This is a genomic window from Janthinobacterium sp. GW822-FHT07A03 (genome assembly GCF_058798815.1).
In genome coordinates, this window is the sequence record NZ_JBXAKW010000006.1 from 230,324 (window position 1) to 243,815 (window position 13,492).

16 protein-coding genes are annotated in these 13,492 nt (G+C 64.3%); 7 read left to right on the plus strand and 9 right to left on the minus strand.

Annotated elements, in window-relative coordinates:
• Positions 1 to 9: 9 nt before the first annotated feature.
• A complete protein-coding gene (locus AC1RJW_RS18515; protein WP_493046278.1) occupies positions 10 to 897 on the minus strand; it encodes a LysR substrate-binding domain-containing protein in 888 nt (295 codons plus the stop codon).
• 169 nt (positions 898 to 1,066) lie between these two features.
• Here AC1RJW_RS18515 and AC1RJW_RS18520 point away from each other — a divergent pair, with 169 nt between their 5' ends.
• The 6 genes from AC1RJW_RS18520 (at position 1,067) to AC1RJW_RS18545 (ending at position 4,408) form a co-directional block, all read left to right on the plus strand.
• Positions 1,067 to 1,687, plus strand: a complete 621-nt coding sequence (locus AC1RJW_RS18520) for a LysE family translocator (protein ID WP_493046279.1) — start codon at positions 1,067 to 1,069, stop codon at positions 1,685 to 1,687.
• 77 nt (positions 1,688 to 1,764) lie between these two features.
• Positions 1,765 to 2,619 carry an undecaprenyl-diphosphate phosphatase gene (locus tag AC1RJW_RS18525; protein WP_493046280.1) on the plus strand — a complete coding sequence of 285 codons (855 nt, stop codon included), beginning with the start codon at positions 1,765 to 1,767 and terminating at the stop codon, positions 2,617 to 2,619.
• A 60-nt stretch (positions 2,620 to 2,679) separates the two neighbouring features.
• Positions 2,680 to 3,249 carry a manganese efflux pump MntP gene (mntP, locus tag AC1RJW_RS18530; RefSeq protein WP_086136917.1) on the plus strand — a complete coding sequence of 190 codons (570 nt, stop codon included), beginning with the start codon at positions 2,680 to 2,682 and terminating at the stop codon, positions 3,247 to 3,249.
• 95 nt (positions 3,250 to 3,344) lie between these two features.
• Positions 3,345 to 3,551 (plus strand): hypothetical protein, encoded by a 207-nt coding sequence (locus AC1RJW_RS18535; RefSeq protein WP_326459674.1) that lies wholly within the window; start codon positions 3,345 to 3,347, stop codon positions 3,549 to 3,551.
• A 233-nt stretch (positions 3,552 to 3,784) separates the two neighbouring features.
• On the plus strand, positions 3,785 to 4,090 hold the full coding sequence (locus AC1RJW_RS18540) for a hypothetical protein (RefSeq protein WP_475415053.1): 306 nt from the start codon (positions 3,785 to 3,787) through the stop codon (positions 4,088 to 4,090).
• A gap of 72 nt (positions 4,091 to 4,162) precedes the next feature.
• Positions 4,163 to 4,408, plus strand: a complete 246-nt coding sequence (locus tag AC1RJW_RS18545) for a hypothetical protein (protein WP_099411823.1) — start codon at positions 4,163 to 4,165, stop codon at positions 4,406 to 4,408.
• Between the two features lie 7 nt (positions 4,409 to 4,415).
• On the opposite strand, the gene AC1RJW_RS18550 is transcribed toward AC1RJW_RS18545, so the two are convergent.
• A complete protein-coding gene (locus AC1RJW_RS18550) occupies positions 4,416 to 4,637 on the minus strand; it encodes a hypothetical protein (protein WP_099411824.1) in 222 nt (73 codons plus the stop codon).
• Positions 4,638 to 4,781: 144 nt separating this feature from the next.
• Here AC1RJW_RS18550 and AC1RJW_RS18555 point away from each other — a divergent pair, with 144 nt between their 5' ends.
• Positions 4,782 to 5,498: an SOS response-associated peptidase gene (locus AC1RJW_RS18555; protein WP_493046281.1), complete on the plus strand. Its 717-nt coding sequence runs from the start codon at positions 4,782 to 4,784 to the stop codon at positions 5,496 to 5,498.
• Between the two features lies 1 nt (position 5,499).
• Here AC1RJW_RS18555 and AC1RJW_RS18560 read toward each other — a convergent pair whose 3' ends face one another.
• From AC1RJW_RS18560 to queD, 7 genes are all read right to left on the minus strand, one after another.
• Positions 5,500 to 6,681, minus strand: coding sequence for a DUF418 domain-containing protein (locus AC1RJW_RS18560; protein ID WP_493046282.1), 1,182 nt, complete (start codon positions 6,679 to 6,681; stop codon positions 5,500 to 5,502).
• A gap of 5 nt (positions 6,682 to 6,686) precedes the next feature.
• Complete coding sequence (gene ldcA / locus AC1RJW_RS18565; RefSeq protein ID WP_493046283.1) at positions 6,687 to 7,604, minus strand: muramoyltetrapeptide carboxypeptidase; 918 nt, start codon at positions 7,602 to 7,604, stop codon at positions 6,687 to 6,689.
• A 42-nt stretch (positions 7,605 to 7,646) separates the two neighbouring features.
• A complete protein-coding gene (locus tag AC1RJW_RS18570; RefSeq protein ID WP_493046284.1) occupies positions 7,647 to 8,564 on the minus strand; it encodes an alpha/beta fold hydrolase in 918 nt (305 codons plus the stop codon).
• A gap of 152 nt (positions 8,565 to 8,716) precedes the next feature.
• Positions 8,717 to 9,871 carry a hemin-degrading factor gene (locus AC1RJW_RS18575; RefSeq protein WP_493046285.1) on the minus strand — a complete coding sequence of 385 codons (1,155 nt, stop codon included), beginning with the start codon at positions 9,869 to 9,871 and terminating at the stop codon, positions 8,717 to 8,719.
• A 62-nt stretch (positions 9,872 to 9,933) separates the two neighbouring features.
• Positions 9,934 to 12,297: a TonB-dependent hemoglobin/transferrin/lactoferrin family receptor gene (locus AC1RJW_RS18580; RefSeq protein ID WP_493046286.1), complete on the minus strand. Its 2,364-nt coding sequence runs from the start codon at positions 12,295 to 12,297 to the stop codon at positions 9,934 to 9,936.
• A 241-nt stretch (positions 12,298 to 12,538) separates the two neighbouring features.
• Positions 12,539 to 13,048: a tRNA adenosine(34) deaminase TadA gene (gene tadA, locus AC1RJW_RS18585; protein WP_493046287.1), complete on the minus strand. Its 510-nt coding sequence runs from the start codon at positions 13,046 to 13,048 to the stop codon at positions 12,539 to 12,541.
• Positions 13,041 to 13,487, minus strand: coding sequence for a 6-carboxytetrahydropterin synthase QueD (queD, locus tag AC1RJW_RS18590; RefSeq protein ID WP_035819191.1), 447 nt, complete (start codon positions 13,485 to 13,487; stop codon positions 13,041 to 13,043). Before queD ends, tadA begins: the two co-directional genes overlap by 8 nt.
• Between the last annotated feature and the right edge of the window lie 5 nt (positions 13,488 to 13,492).

Consider the following 13,492-nt stretch of genomic DNA (forward strand, 5'->3'; position numbering starts at 1 on the left):
GCGACACGGCTACGCCACCGGCAGCGCCTGTCCCATCTGCTCGCGCAGCCAGCGCAGCAAGGCGGTGCGGCGCGCATCGCCGTCGAACGGCAGCGGCGACAGCAGGAAATAGCCGCTGCCGTCGCGCCGGAAACCCAGCGGCGCGACGAGGCGCCCGCTGTCGAGGTCTTCGCGCGCCATGAAGACGGAGCCGATCGCCACGCCCAGGCCGGCGCACGCGGCTTGCAGGCTCAGATAGAAATGCTCGTAGGTCTGGCTGTCGCCGTGGCCGCCATGGCCGTCGTCCGTGCCGGCGGCGCGCCAGTGCGCCCAGGCGGCCGGGCGCGACGCCGTGTGCAGCAGGCGTTGCGCGGACAGATCCAGCTTGCCTTGCCGCAGCAGGGCCGGCGCGCACACGGGCGCGATCCATTCATCGCACACCTTTTCCACATGCAATCCCCCATCCCACGCAAAATCGTTGCGCCGCAGCGCCACGTCCACCGCATCGCGCTGGAACGCCACCGGCCCGCCCGAGGCGAACAGGTGCAGCGGTACTTCGGGATGACGCTGGTAAAAGTCGCCGAGGCGCGGGATCAGCCATTTCATGGCGATCGTCGGCTCGCATGACACCACCAGCGGCGCCGGGCGCACCGGCTGGCGCACCGCATCGAGGGCGGCGTCGAGCCGTTCGAACGCCTGCTGGACGGCATCGCGCAACTGCGCGCCCGGCGCGGTCAGGAAGACGCCGCGGTTGCGGCGCTCGAACAGGGCCGTGCCCAGTGACGTTTCCAGCAGGCGGATTTGCCGGCTGACCGCCCCGTGCGTCACGTGCAGCTCGTCCGCCGCCTGGACAAAACTGCCCAGCCTGGCCGCCGCCTCGAAGAAACGCAAGCTGCCGAGTGCTGTCTGTCTGCTCATGATCTGTTATTTTTTCTCACACATATCGGCAAGATAACATCGTTTTTCATCGGCCGCCAGTACCTTGATAATGCGTCTTCCGGCCACCGGCACGCACACAGGATCTTGCCCATAAAGGCAATGAATACTCACCGATTGCCATGTGGCCGCCACTCCCCAAGGAAGACACATGATTGCATTGCTTGCCGTTACATTGATTACCCTGCTGGCCGCCATCGTCCCCGGCCCCGATTTCGCGATGGTCACGCGCAACAGCTATCTGCATGGCCGCCGCGCGGGCCTGCTGGCCGCGCTCGGCATCGCGCTGGGCGTGCAAGTGCACGTGTTCTATACGATGTTTGGCGTGGGCCTGATCATCGCCAGCTCACCGGCCTTGTTTACGGTGATCAAGACCGTGGGCGCCGTGTACCTGATCATCATCGGCTGGAAGACCTGGAGCAACCGCGCGGGCCTCGTCATCGACCTGCAGGGCGGCGCCCGCGTGCCCCGGCATAAGATTTTGCTCAACGGCTTGCTGACGAATGCCCTGAACCCGAAAACCACCTTGTTTGTCATCAGCACCTACACCCAGGTGGTGCAGCCCGGCACGCCATTGAGTGTGCAGTTCGGCTACGGGCTGTGCATGTCCGCCATCCACCTCGCGTGGTTTGCCCTGGTGGCCATCTTTTTCTCACAAGCAAGCTTTCGTTTGCGCATGATCAGCCACCAGCGGACCATCGACCGCCTGATCGGCACGCTGCTGATGGCCCTCGGCGTGCTGCTGGCCTGCTCCAACATGGACAAACTGTAATGGCGCGCACGGCTCGGGCACACGCTACGGCGGGTAAAATCGGCGGCCCTGCTTTTCCCGCCTGAGTGCCGTCCGCCATGAGCTTTTTGCAATTATTTATCCTTTCCATCGTCCAGGGCTTCGCCGAGCTGCTGCCCGTGTCCAGCTCCGCCCACGTCATCATGGCGGAAAAACTGATGGGGCTGGACCCCACGTCGCCCGAACTGACCATGCTGCTGGTAATGTTGCACACCGGTACCATGTTCGCCGTCATCGCATATTTCTGGAAATCCTGGCGCGCCACGTATTTCAGTTCGGCCGGCGCCTTCCGCAGCAATGTGCTGCTGCTGGTGGCCGCCACGGCCCTGACGGGCATCGTCGGCTTCGGCTTGCTCAAGGGCATCACCCATGTCATGAGCAAGGATGCACCCGGTTTTGAAATCGAGCACCTGTTCGGCAACGCGAAACTGATGGCCGCCGCGCTGGCCGCCGCCGGCGTGCTGATCATTGTGTCGTCGCGCCTGCAGGCGCGCCAGCATGGCACCTTGTCCATCGGCAAGGCGATGGTGATTGGCGCCGTGCAGGGCCTGTGCCTGCCCTTCCGCGGCTTTTCCCGCTCGGGCGCCACCATTTCGGCCGGCATCGCCATGGGCGTGCCGCAGCGCCGCGCCGAGGAATTCAGCTTTGCCCTGGCCGTCGTGCTGACGCCGGCCGTGCTGGTCAAGGAAGGCTGGCGCTTCTACCAGGCCGTGGCAAATGGCAGCCTGGACCATCTTGAACACGGCAACAGCCTGCTGCACCTGCTCGGTCCCAGCCTGCTGGGCATGCTGCTTTCGTTCCTGGCCGGCTTGCTGGCCTTGCGCTGGCTGTCGCGCTGGCTGGAACAGGGCCGCTGGCATTTCTTTGGCGCATATTGCCTGTTGGCCTCGTTGGTGGTGCTGTACGTAGGGTAGAATCGCCGGGTTTGTCATTTGCCACTCACCATCCCAGCCAGGTTCTACAGAAAGCCAACGATGAATTTCGCCGCCACCGCCGCCCTCTCCCTAGCCATGTCCACCGATGCCTTCGCGGCTGCCGTCGGCAAGGGCGCCGCCCTGCACAAGCCGCAATGGCGCGAGGCGCTGCGCACGGGGCTGATCTTCGGCGTCATCGAGGCGATCACGCCCATCATCGGCTGGGCCCTGGGCAGCGTGGCCGCGCCGTACGTGGAAGCGTGGGATCACTGGATCGCCTTCAGCCTGCTGGGCATCATCGGCCTGTTGATGATACGCAATGCCCTCTCCGACGCCGACGAGGAAGAAGCCCCCGCGCAATCGCACTCGTTCTGGGTGCTGGCCGTCACGGGCCTGGCCACCAGCATCGACGCCATGGTCGTGGGTGCGGGCCTGGCCTTGCTGGGCGCCAACATCGTCGTCACGGCCGCCGCCATCGGCTTTTCCACCTTCGTCATGGTGACCCTGGGCGTGATGCTGGGCCGCGTGCTCGGCACCATCGCCGGGCGGCGCGCCGAACTGGTGGGCGGCCTGGTGCTGATCATCATCGGCTGCGTGATCTTGTACGAGCATATCGGCCATCCGGCCTGAAGCCTGGCCGCGCACGGCACAAGCGCCGGCGTGGCCGGCAGCGCGCTTTGTGCTACATTCATTACTCTGCATCCCTGTCTCGCAAGGTGACCACCATGGAAACTCTGGAGCTGATTTTTGCCTCGATGGTACGCGAAACGGCCGAGTCGATACGCGACCACCACGTCCCTTTTGCCATCAAACACGACGAGCGCGCGTATTTCGAGTGGATGGACGGGCACCCGATCAATGGTTATATCCAGGAAGCGTATCGGGAGATCGAAGAAACCGCCCAGCAGATCCGCGCCATTCGCGCTGGGTGAGGACGCTTGCCGCAAGCTACTGCGCGGGGGGCTTTGCGGCTGGCGATGCTCACCGCACCAAAGTGCGGTTGCGCTTCTCAGCCACACATCCCCTCCGCTCGCTACGCTTGCAGCAAGCGTCGATACGCTAGTTGAATGCGTTCAAGGGACGTATTGATACAAATCAAACACTCTGCTGTTCGATACGCGTGGCATGGTCTGGCCCATGACAATCAGGTCGGGAGGCGGCAAACATGGATCAGGAACAAAAACACCAGATCAGGGGCTATGAATTTCATGTGGCGGGGGCGCTGGAGAAGGATGGGCGCTACCGGGGCATGATCTTGATCAGCAAGCGCGGCGATACCCTGCAGGTGTACGCCAAGCCCGTGCTGATTGAAACGCCCAGCAGTTTCAAGTCCGTGCATGCGGCCTTGATCGAGGCGTCGGCGTATGCCCAGGAACTCATCTATAACGGCGCCATCAAGGCGCTGCTGCCGGCCGATGGGCCGCTGGCCGGAAAACAGGCGCCGCAGCCGCCGGATTTCGTCGGCAACTGACGCTGGCAAGCGCATCCGGCATCCAGGGGCGCGCGTATAATGACGCGCTTTCCCGGATGAAAACTCAACACCATGGAATTTGTGAATTTACCGCTCGTCTTCCTGGTCGGCTGCGCGCTGATCGCCTTGCTGGCCAAGAAAAACGGCTACTCGTGGTACCTGTTTTTCTTTGCGATCGCCGTGCCCGCGCCCCTGTTGCTGCTGGCCTTGCCCCATGTGCTGGGCGTGGAGGTCGCGTCGCGGACCTCCGTACGGCTGGGCGCCGCGCTGCTGCTGCCGCTCGCAGGCTTGCTGCTGGCCCTGCGAGGCAAGCGCTAAGGCCGTTTCAGCGTGCAGGCACTCCATCGGCCAGGCGCCAGCCTACCGACAAGGCCACTTGCTGCGCTTCTTTTTCATTGCTGCAATCGTCGTAATCGCAGGTGTCCGCATACGCGCCGCACGCCTGGTTCTGGCTGACATACGAGCCGACCCAGCGGCCATCACGGCGCTGGCTGGCCGTGGCACTGATGGTAAAACCTTTGTGGATGGTGGGATTTTCAAAAGGCATAATTCCTCCGATGCAAGAAGCGTCAGGGATCTGACTGGGTTCCACTGTGCGCCTTGCGGCCGCCCAAGTCTGTACGTTTGACCACACTCACGAAAAGGGCGCGCGCCGCGCTCGCGGCACCAGGCGATCGGGTATGATTTCAGCATGTGTGGACGATTCGATCAAAATGACACGGCGCGCGTGCTGGCGTCATCCTTCGGCTGGACCGACGCGGTGTTCGACAGCGAGGCCGAGCCGCACCTGAACGTCTCGCCCGGCACGTACCGGCCCGTGCTGCATATCCAGGATGGCGTGCAGCGGGTCGACGATGTCTTCTGGGGCTACCGCCCCGCCTGGGCCGCGCAAGCCGTGCCCGCCCCCGGCAAGAAAAAAATCCCCATCGCCATCAATGCCCGGCTGGAAAAACTCGCCGGCGCCTATTGGAAACCCTTGCTGCGCGCGGGGCGCGGCATCGTCTGCGTCGATGGCTGGTATGAATGGACAGGCGAAAAAGGCAGCAAGCAGCCGTGGCACATCCACCGCAAGGACCGCGCGCCCCTGTTCCTGCTGGCGCTGGCCCAGTTCGGGCCGTACAAATTCAACCGGGAAGAAGCGGGTTTCGTGCTGGTGACGGCCGACAGCCTGGGCGGCATGGTCGATATCCACGACCGCCGCCCCGTCGCCGTCAGCCTGGAAGACGCGCACCGCTGGCTAGCCCCCGCACTCACGCCCGAACAGGCGCTGCACCTGGCGCGCACCTGCATGCTCGACGTGGATGTGTTCGAGTGGCATGCCGTGGATAATCCCCTCGTGCCGTCCGCCAAACCCAGGGCGCCGCCGCCGGCATCGCCGCAAGGCGCGTTCGACTGGGGCGCCGACTAGCTCAAGCGGGCAGGCGCGCCAGCCGGCGCCACAGCGCTTCCATCGGTCCTTGCCGGAAGTGCCGCAGCCAGTAGCGGCTCAGCAGCACCTGCCCCGCCATGATGATGACCGCCAGGCCCAGCATCTCGGCGGGACGCAGCGTGGCGCCCCAGCCCAGGCCCGGCCCCTGCAGCAGCCAGGTGCTGAGCAAGGATTGCAGCAGATAATTGCTCAGCGCCATGCGTCCCACGGGCGCCAGCCATGCACCGAGCCAGCGCAGCATGAAGGGACCGGCCAGCATCAGCGCCGCCACATAGCCGGCCGCCAGCACGGGACCGCCGGCAAACAGGCCCACTTCGAACAGGGCCGTATCGAACACGGTTTGATACGGATCGGCCACCTGCCACGCGACGGCCCCTGCCGCCAGCAGGTTGAACGGCAAGCCCGCGCCCAGGCCCACGGCACGCACGCGCCGCCACACGCGCTGGTGACGCCGCGGCTGCGTCAGCCAGCCGAGGCGCACGGACAAGATGCCCAGCAGGAACAGCACGATGATATGCGGCAGCATGACGGCGGCGTACAGCAAGGAGACGAGGAAATCGTTGGCGCGCAGCCTGGCCACGGCCCACGCGCCGCCTTGCGTGTAGGTCGCGTAGCGGGCGGCGAAGTTTTGCAAGTCATGCGCCGTGTCCGGCGCGCCGCCCTGCTGACCCACGGGAATGAGCAAACACATGAACAGCAGGAAACCGGCCGCCACCAGCCAGGCGCGGTTGCGTACGCGGCTCAGTTTAGCGGCTGCCAGGGGCAGGACCAGCATGCCGGCGACGGCATACGAAGTCAGCACGTCGCCGCTCCAGATGCCGAAACCGTGCAGCAGGCCGAACACGAGCAGCCAGCGCAACCGGCGTTTATACGCCGCTTGCGCCGCTTCCCAGCCGCCCAGTTGGCGCTTCAGGGAACGTGTCTGCAGGGCAAATCCGGCGCCAAACAAAAACGCGAAGACGGGATAGAACTTGAATTGCGCCAGCGCCGCCACGCCGAAAATGACGAGCTGGTCGAGCACGGGCGGCTGCGCCGGCAAGGTGCCGTAGCGCAAGGACAGCGTGCCCCAGGCAAAGCCCCAGATATTCACCAGCAGGATGCCAAACACGGCGATGCCGCGCAGCACGTCGAGCTGCAGCAACCTGCCGGGCCTGGCGCTCATGGAGTTCAGGGGCGCGCCAGGGTCGGGTAATCGCTCACCTGCAGGCGGAAGCCGGACGCATCCGATTGCAGCCGCGCCTGGCCGCCGAACGGCAAGGTGACCCGCCGGCGGATGTGGCCGAATTCGAGCCCCGTCAGCACGGGCACGGGCAGGCGCTCGCGCACATAGGCCAGCATGACGTCGAAATCGTAGCCCTTGTCCATCGGACTCAATTTATAGGCGGAAAAGTCGCCGAGCACGACCGCCTGCTGGCGCTGGAGCACGCCCGCGTGCAGCAATTGCAGCAGCATGCGCTCGACCCGGTACGGGTGCTCGTTGACGTCTTCCAGGAACAGGATGCCGCCGTCGACCTGGGGGAAATATGGCGTGCCGAGCAGGTGCACGAGCATGGCCAGGTTGCCGCCCCACAGCGTGCCTTGCAAGTCGACCTGCGGATTGCCGGCTGCCGTGGCCATGACCGTGTGCACGGGTCCGGCCAGGCATGACCACAGTTGATCGAGCGTAAATTGCTCGGGCTCGTCGCGCGTAAAATCATCACAGATCATGGGGCCGGCAAAGCTGGCGCGGCCCGTTTTCGCCAGCAAACCCATGTGGAAGGCCGTGAAATCGCTGTAGCCGACGAACAGCTTGCCGCTGGCGGCCATGCGGTCGAAATCGATGTCGGGCAGGATGCGGCTGATGCCGTAGCTGCCGCGCAAGGCGATCACCACCTGCACGTCCGGGTCGGCGGCTGCCGCGTTGAGCTGCGCCAGGCGGCCCGCATCCGTGCCGCCGAAGCGCTGGAAGGTGTGTTCGGGGTCATAGTAAGTGTGGACGGTGGCGCCTTGCGCCTGCAGGCGGGCGATGCCGCGCGCCACGGCTGCGTCATCGGGCGCGCAGCCGCCGGGCGCCACGATGGCGATGCCAATCTCGGGTGTCTTCAAAATATGCCTGGCTAATCAAATGGTGGGCGCGCCAGGTTACTTTCAAGCTGGCTGGGAGCGCATCTGGGGCGCCATCTTACCTTGCAGATGCACATCGATCAAGGCGAGCAGGCGCTCGATCAGCTGGGGCGGCATGTCGTGCCCCATGCCTTCGATCACTTCGAGCGTGGCGCCCGGGATCAGCGCCGCCGTATCGATGCCGCAGGCGACGGGGATCAGGGGATCGGCCGCGCCATGGATCACCAGCGCCGGGCAGCTGATGTTGGGCAATAGCTCCGTGCGTTCGCCCGAGGCGGCAATGGCCACCATTTGCCGCGCCACGCCTTCGGGGCAGCTGCCCCGCTCCAGCGCCGCTTCGATGCGCTGGTACAGCAGTTTTTCCGAGACGGGATAAGCGGGACTGCCGATCACGCGCACGGTGGCCGCCATGTGGGCCATCAGTTCGGCGCGGCTGGCGTTGCGCTTCGGGCGTTGCAATAAAGCATTGCGCGCCGCCCGCGTGGGGCCGGGCAAGCCGCGCCGGCCGCTGCTCGACATGATGGAAGTCAAACTGAGCACTTGCAGCGGCGCGCGCGCCGCCATCACTTGCGCGATCATGCCGCCCATCGACACGCCGATCACATGCGCCTGGGCAATGCGCAAGGCCGCCAGCAAGCCCAGCGCGTCGTCCGCCATGTCATTCAAGGTGTAGGAAGTTTTCAGGGGCCAGCCCAGCAGGTTTTTCACGTAGGCCAGCGGCAGATACGGTTTGCCCGCCTGCGCCATCTTGCTCGACAGGCCGCTGTCGCGGTTGTCGAAACGCACGACGCGAAAACCTTGTTCGACGATGCCTTCGACGAAGTCCGCCGGCCAGGCAATCAGTTGCATGCCCAGGCCCATGACCAGCAGCACGCACGGATCGTCCGGGTTGCCGTGGCTTTCATAAGCTATGTTGAGGCCGTTCGCCATGATGGTTGCCATGATTGCCTCTCTTCAGGAACCAGCACGCAGGCACGATCGCTGCGGCCTTGCAATCAGCATACCACTATTGTGCTTCAGACATGAGACCGGCACGCGGCACCCACACTGAAGTGTTGCCGCGCCGGTACGGCGCGCGGCAACTCTGCTGCTACCTACTTGGCCTTAGGCAAGGAATCAGCCAGGTCCACCCACGCTTGCGGCTGCGGCTTGCCGCGCTCGCGCACGCCGAAGAAGGAGACCACTTGCGTGCCGTCGTTGTCGAAGAATTCGACGGACGTGACGCCGCCCCGCTTGACGACCCAGCCGCTGCGCAGGGCCGTGTCGCGGATGTGCAGATTGAAGTCCGGGTCCAGCACGTTGAAGAAGCCGCCTGCGGCCATGGTTTTCTCGATCTTGCCGCTGTAGATCTGCGTCAAGCCGTCGTTGCCCAGGAACACCATGATGGCGACCTTGTCCTTCGCCGCGTTTTCCAGCAGGGTGCGCAGCGCTTGCGGCGTCACGCGCTCGACCACGCCGGCCGGCGCCAGGCGCAGGGCCTGTTCGCGCGTCAGGTGGAATTCGCGCATGATTTGCGCAAACTGGTGCACGTCCGTCATGTCTTTCCAGGCCAGCTGGAATTCCTTGACGTCGATCTCGCTGTCCGGCTTTTCCGCCGCTTTCGGCGCCACGGCCAGCACGTTCAGTTCCGCGCTTTGCTGCGGCAGGCGGAAGGTGGCCACCAATTTATCGTAGACGGCCACGCCCGCATCGCTGCGCACATAAATCTTGTGCACGGCGGTGCCGTTGGCATCGAAAAACTGCAGGCTGCGCGTGGCCTTGCCGTCGCGGCCTGCTTGCTCCACGGCAAATGCGTATTTCCAGTTTTCAAAGTGGAAACGCAGGTCGATCTGGCCGCCCAGGTAGCCGCCCGCGATATTGCGCTGGCGCGCTTCCGTTTCCGGATCCTTGGCATCAGCCTGTTCCGACTTGTCGCCCGCCTGCTTGAACTTGCTGGCGACGCCCGTCGTTTCGATGACGCCGTTTTCATTGCGCGTGATCGCTTGCACCAGGCCCAGGTCCAGCGCGGCGCGCATGATTTCGCGCGGCTGGTTGCCGTCCGCCTGCAGGCGCGTGACGCCCTTGCCGATGTTGGTTGCCAGCAATTGCGCTTCGGACACACCCAGCGCGCGCGCCGCGTCGCGGATCTGCAGCTTCGGCTGCTCCGTGCGCAAGGTGGACCAGCGTTCCGCCAGGTTGGCTGGGGCCGCGTATGCGTTTGCAATCAGCAGGCTGCCTAGCAGGGAGAGAACGAGTTTGGATAACTTCATAGAGAGACCATTCAATCAAACATGGAAAAAAAGAGGGGCAGGCGCCCCTCCCCGGTAAACCTTTAGAAATTGACGCTGAGGCTGGCTGCGATGTTGCGGCCCGGCTTGGCATAGCGCTCGATCTCGGCGCGGCTGGCGGCAGTCGTGCCGGCGGCCAAGCTGCGCGAGGCGGCGTAGTCCCAGTACTTGCGATCCGTCAAGTTGTACACGCCGACCACGATCTTCGCGTTCTTGTGCACGTTCCAGTACGTCGACAGGTCGAAGATGGTGTACGACGGCACGGTAAACAGCGGGCCGGCATCGCCGACGAGCAGGTTTTCCGGCGCCTGCTTGGCGCCCGCATGCACGGCCGTCAGCGCCAGGCCGAACAGCTCGTTTGCATGGTCGTAGCCGAAGGTCAAGGCCGACTTGGCCGGCGCCACCGAGTTCAGGCCGCCGCTCTCGCCCGTCTGGGTATTGAAGGAGCGGCCCTTGGCCACGCCGGTGGCCAGGTCGACGTGGTAGCCCTGCATGGCCGGCGCCCAGGCGCCCAGCTCGGCGCGCAGGGTCAGCTCGGCGCCCCAGGTGCGGGCATTGCCGATGTTTTCCGGGCGGAACAGGCCGCGCGTGATGGTCGGGTAGTTCACCGGATCATCTTTTTGCATCACGTAGTCGACCATGTCCGTGTATTCCGTCTGGTAGACGGACGCGTGCATGCTCAAGCCCCTGGCGACGTCGCCCTTCAGGCCCAGTTCATACGCCTTGCTGGTTTCCTTGCGCAAATTCGCATTGCCCAGCACGGCATAGCCCTGCCCCGTGCCCGTATAGCTGAACGAGTCGTAGGTGCCCGTGCGTTCGGCCGCCGTCGGCAGGCGCGTGCCGCGCGTGAAGGTGGCGTAGGCGTTCATCTGCGGCAAGACTTCCACGGACAGGCTCAGGCTGGGCGTGAAATAGGTGTCGCTCTCTTCGCGCACTTCCTTGGCTGCGTTCGGCACGGCGATCACATAGGTTTGCAGGTTTTTCGGCGTGTTCTTGCGGTAGTCGGCACGCAGGCCCGGCGTCAGCACGGCTTTCTTGCCCGCCAGATCAAAGCTGAGATCGTCGCGCACGTACAGGGCCAGCTTGCTCGTGTCCATGTCGGCCATGCGGTTCTTGTTGGTGACCTGATGCTGGCCCGTGGCGACGATGACGCGGTCTTCGCGCCACGGACGGCGCGTTTTCAGCTGTTCCAGCTGCACGCCGTACAGCAGCGCATTGTCCGCATTGAGCTGCTTGAACGCTTCCGACGTCAAGCCGATGCTGTCATTCTTGAAATTGGTATCGATCGAGCGCCGGGCCGGACTGCCGAACGTGTAGAGGCCTTGCGTCTTGTCCTCGGTTTTCGCATTCTGCAGATACACTTTCGACGTCAGGCGGTCGAACAGGGCAAAATCCTTGAGCACCACGTCGTGGCCCAGGCTGACGCGCGTGCGCTTGGTGGTGGAATCCTGCTGCACGCCCGTCGGGTAATACGTGCTGACCTTGCTGCGCAGATCGCGCTTGTTCTTGCGTTCGAACATGTCGACCGTCAAGTCGAGCTTTTGTTCGCCAGGCAAGGTCCACACGAGCTTGGACAGCAAGGCGTTCGAATGCCAGTCGTCCGGGTTGACGGGCGTGCTGCCGCGGCTGTCCATCTGCTCGCCGTCGCGGTGCACATAGACGGCCAGGCCCTGCAGATTGGCGCCAATCCTGGCGGCGCCCGTCAGGGTGTGCGCATTGCTGCGGTCGGCCGTGGCGCGGCCGTATTTATAGGCCACGTAATGGTCTTTCCCCTCGCCCAGGTAATCCTCGGGCGACTTGGTGATGAAGGCCACGCCGCCGCCCAGGCCCGGATTGGCGCCGCTGGCAGCCGTCGTGCCCGAATCGATGCGCACTTCGCGGAAGGTTTCTGGGTCGAAATAATCGCGGCCCGTGGCGAAGGCGTTGAGGGTGTTGCCGTCCGGCTTGGGTGCCGCGTCGGGCAGCGAGATGCCGTCGAGCTCCAGGCTGACCCGGTTGCCTTCCAGGCCGCGGATGTTGTAGCCCGTATTGCCCGAACCATCCCACACGCTGCCGCTGCCCGAAGCCGCCGCTGGCGCGCTGATCAAGGGCAAATAGCGCACGATGCCGCCCATTTCCGTGACATTGCGGCGCTCCAGGTCGTCCGCCGTGACGACCGTCTTGGTGCCGGCGCGGCGTTCATAGTCTTGCTTGGCGTTCACGACGATTTCCGGGAAGACGGGCAGCTTGGCCGGCTCCTGGGCCGCCGTGCCCGCATTGATGGCGGCCGTTTGCGCCTGCGCGGGCAACAAGGGCGCCGCGAACAGGCCCAGCAACGCGGCGCGCAGCACCAGGTTATGGCGGCGGACAGGCAGGCGGGGTGAGGATACGACGGGGGCAGCGGAGCGCTGCGGAAGCACAGTAGTCATGATGATCCGGTCTAAGAGTAAAGGCTGGCTCTTGAACCCGGATCGATAACGAAAGTGTTAACGATGCATAAGGAAAGTTTGCTGGCGAAAACAATACTGTAACACGAATCATTCTCATTTGAGAATGACAATTGGTCTAGACAGATGTTATTTCGCAACAATTATAAAAATGCCAGCCGAAGGGCTGGCAAGGCACGGCGCACCTACCGGCAAGGCCATGGAAGCCCTGCCCTGTCCGCTGTCAGGCCGGCGGATTGGCCAGCTTGCGCGCTTCCGCCTGCGCGCGGCGGCGCTCGGCAAAGAAACGCTTGAGGAAGGCGCCGCACTCGTCGGCCAGCACGCCCCCTGCGATGGCCGTCTGGTGGTTCAGCGCCGGCTGTTCGAACAGGTTCAGCACGGAACCGCAGGCGCCCGTCTTCGGGTCGCCCGCGCCGTACACCACGCGCGCCAGCCGTGCATGCAGCATGGCGCCCGAGCACATCACGCACGGTTCCAGGGTCACATACAGCTCGCAGCCGGGCAGCCGGTAGTTGCCCAGCTTTTCGGCGGCCGCGCGCAGTGCCATCACTTCCGCGTGCGCCGTGGGGTCGTGGCGGCCGATGGGCTGGTTGTAGCCGACGGCAATGACTTCGTCATCCTTGACGACGACGGCGCCGACGGGCACTTCGCCCAGGTCCCACGCGTGCTGGGCCTGCTCCAGGGCCAGCTGCATGTAGCGCGCGTCGCGCGCGCCAGCGTGCATTTCAGTCATCGGTCACTTCTGCCCAGCAATTCGGGGTTTCATGCAGCACCAGCTTATGCAGGTGCAAGCCCGTGCCGAAATGGTCGGTAAACGCCGCCTTCAGGATCTCGAAGGCGATGCGGGCCAGGTTTTCCACCGTCGGGATGCGGTCGATGACGACGGTCTTGTGGTCGGGCAGGCTGGCCAGGAAGTCGCGCACGGCCGTATCCTTTTCATACACGAGGAAGGCGTGGTCCCAGACATCGACCAGGTGCTGCTTGGCCAGGGTTTTCACGTCGGAAAAGTCCATGATCATGCCATTATCGGAATTGCCTTCCGCTTCGATGACCTTGCCGACCAGGGTGATTTCCACCGTGTAGCGGTGGCCGTGCAGGTTGCGGCACTGGCTTTTGTGGTCGGGAATGCGGTGGCCCGCGTCGAATTCGAGCTTGCGTGTGATAGTCAGCATATTGT

Excerpts from the sequence above, each read along its gene's own strand:
- mntP (WP_086136917.1), top strand. The coding sequence starts at position 2,680 with ATGAATTTCGCCGCCACCGCCGCCCTCTCCCTAGCCATGTCCACCGAT.
- AC1RJW_RS18560 (WP_493046282.1), bottom strand. The coding sequence starts at position 6,681 with ATGAGCGCCAGGCCCGGCAGGTTGCTGCAGCTCGACGTGCTGCGCGGC.
- AC1RJW_RS18520 (WP_493046279.1), top strand. The coding sequence starts at position 1,067 with ATGATTGCATTGCTTGCCGTTACATTGATTACCCTGCTGGCCGCCATC.
- AC1RJW_RS18515 (WP_493046278.1), bottom strand. The coding sequence starts at position 897 with ATGAGCAGACAGACAGCACTCGGCAGCTTGCGTTTCTTCGAGGCGGCG.
- AC1RJW_RS18580 (WP_493046286.1), bottom strand. The coding sequence starts at position 12,297 with ATGACTACTGTGCTTCCGCAGCGCTCCGCTGCCCCCGTCGTATCCTCA.
- AC1RJW_RS18570 (WP_493046284.1), bottom strand. The coding sequence starts at position 8,564 with ATGGCAACCATCATGGCGAACGGCCTCAACATAGCTTATGAAAGCCAC.
- AC1RJW_RS18525 (WP_493046280.1), top strand. The coding sequence starts at position 1,765 with ATGAGCTTTTTGCAATTATTTATCCTTTCCATCGTCCAGGGCTTCGCC.
- AC1RJW_RS18550 (WP_099411824.1), bottom strand. The coding sequence starts at position 4,637 with ATGCCTTTTGAAAATCCCACCATCCACAAAGGTTTTACCATCAGTGCC.
- tadA (WP_493046287.1), bottom strand. The coding sequence starts at position 13,048 with ATGACTGAAATGCACGCTGGCGCGCGCGACGCGCGCTACATGCAGCTG.
- queD (WP_035819191.1), bottom strand. The coding sequence starts at position 13,487 with ATGCTGACTATCACACGCAAGCTCGAATTCGACGCGGGCCACCGCATT.
- AC1RJW_RS18535 (WP_326459674.1), top strand. The coding sequence starts at position 3,345 with ATGGAAACTCTGGAGCTGATTTTTGCCTCGATGGTACGCGAAACGGCC.
- AC1RJW_RS18545 (WP_099411823.1), top strand. The coding sequence starts at position 4,163 with ATGGAATTTGTGAATTTACCGCTCGTCTTCCTGGTCGGCTGCGCGCTG.
- AC1RJW_RS18555 (WP_493046281.1), top strand. The coding sequence starts at position 4,782 with ATGTGTGGACGATTCGATCAAAATGACACGGCGCGCGTGCTGGCGTCA.
- AC1RJW_RS18575 (WP_493046285.1), bottom strand. The coding sequence starts at position 9,871 with ATGAAGTTATCCAAACTCGTTCTCTCCCTGCTAGGCAGCCTGCTGATT.
- AC1RJW_RS18540 (WP_475415053.1), top strand. The coding sequence starts at position 3,785 with ATGGATCAGGAACAAAAACACCAGATCAGGGGCTATGAATTTCATGTG.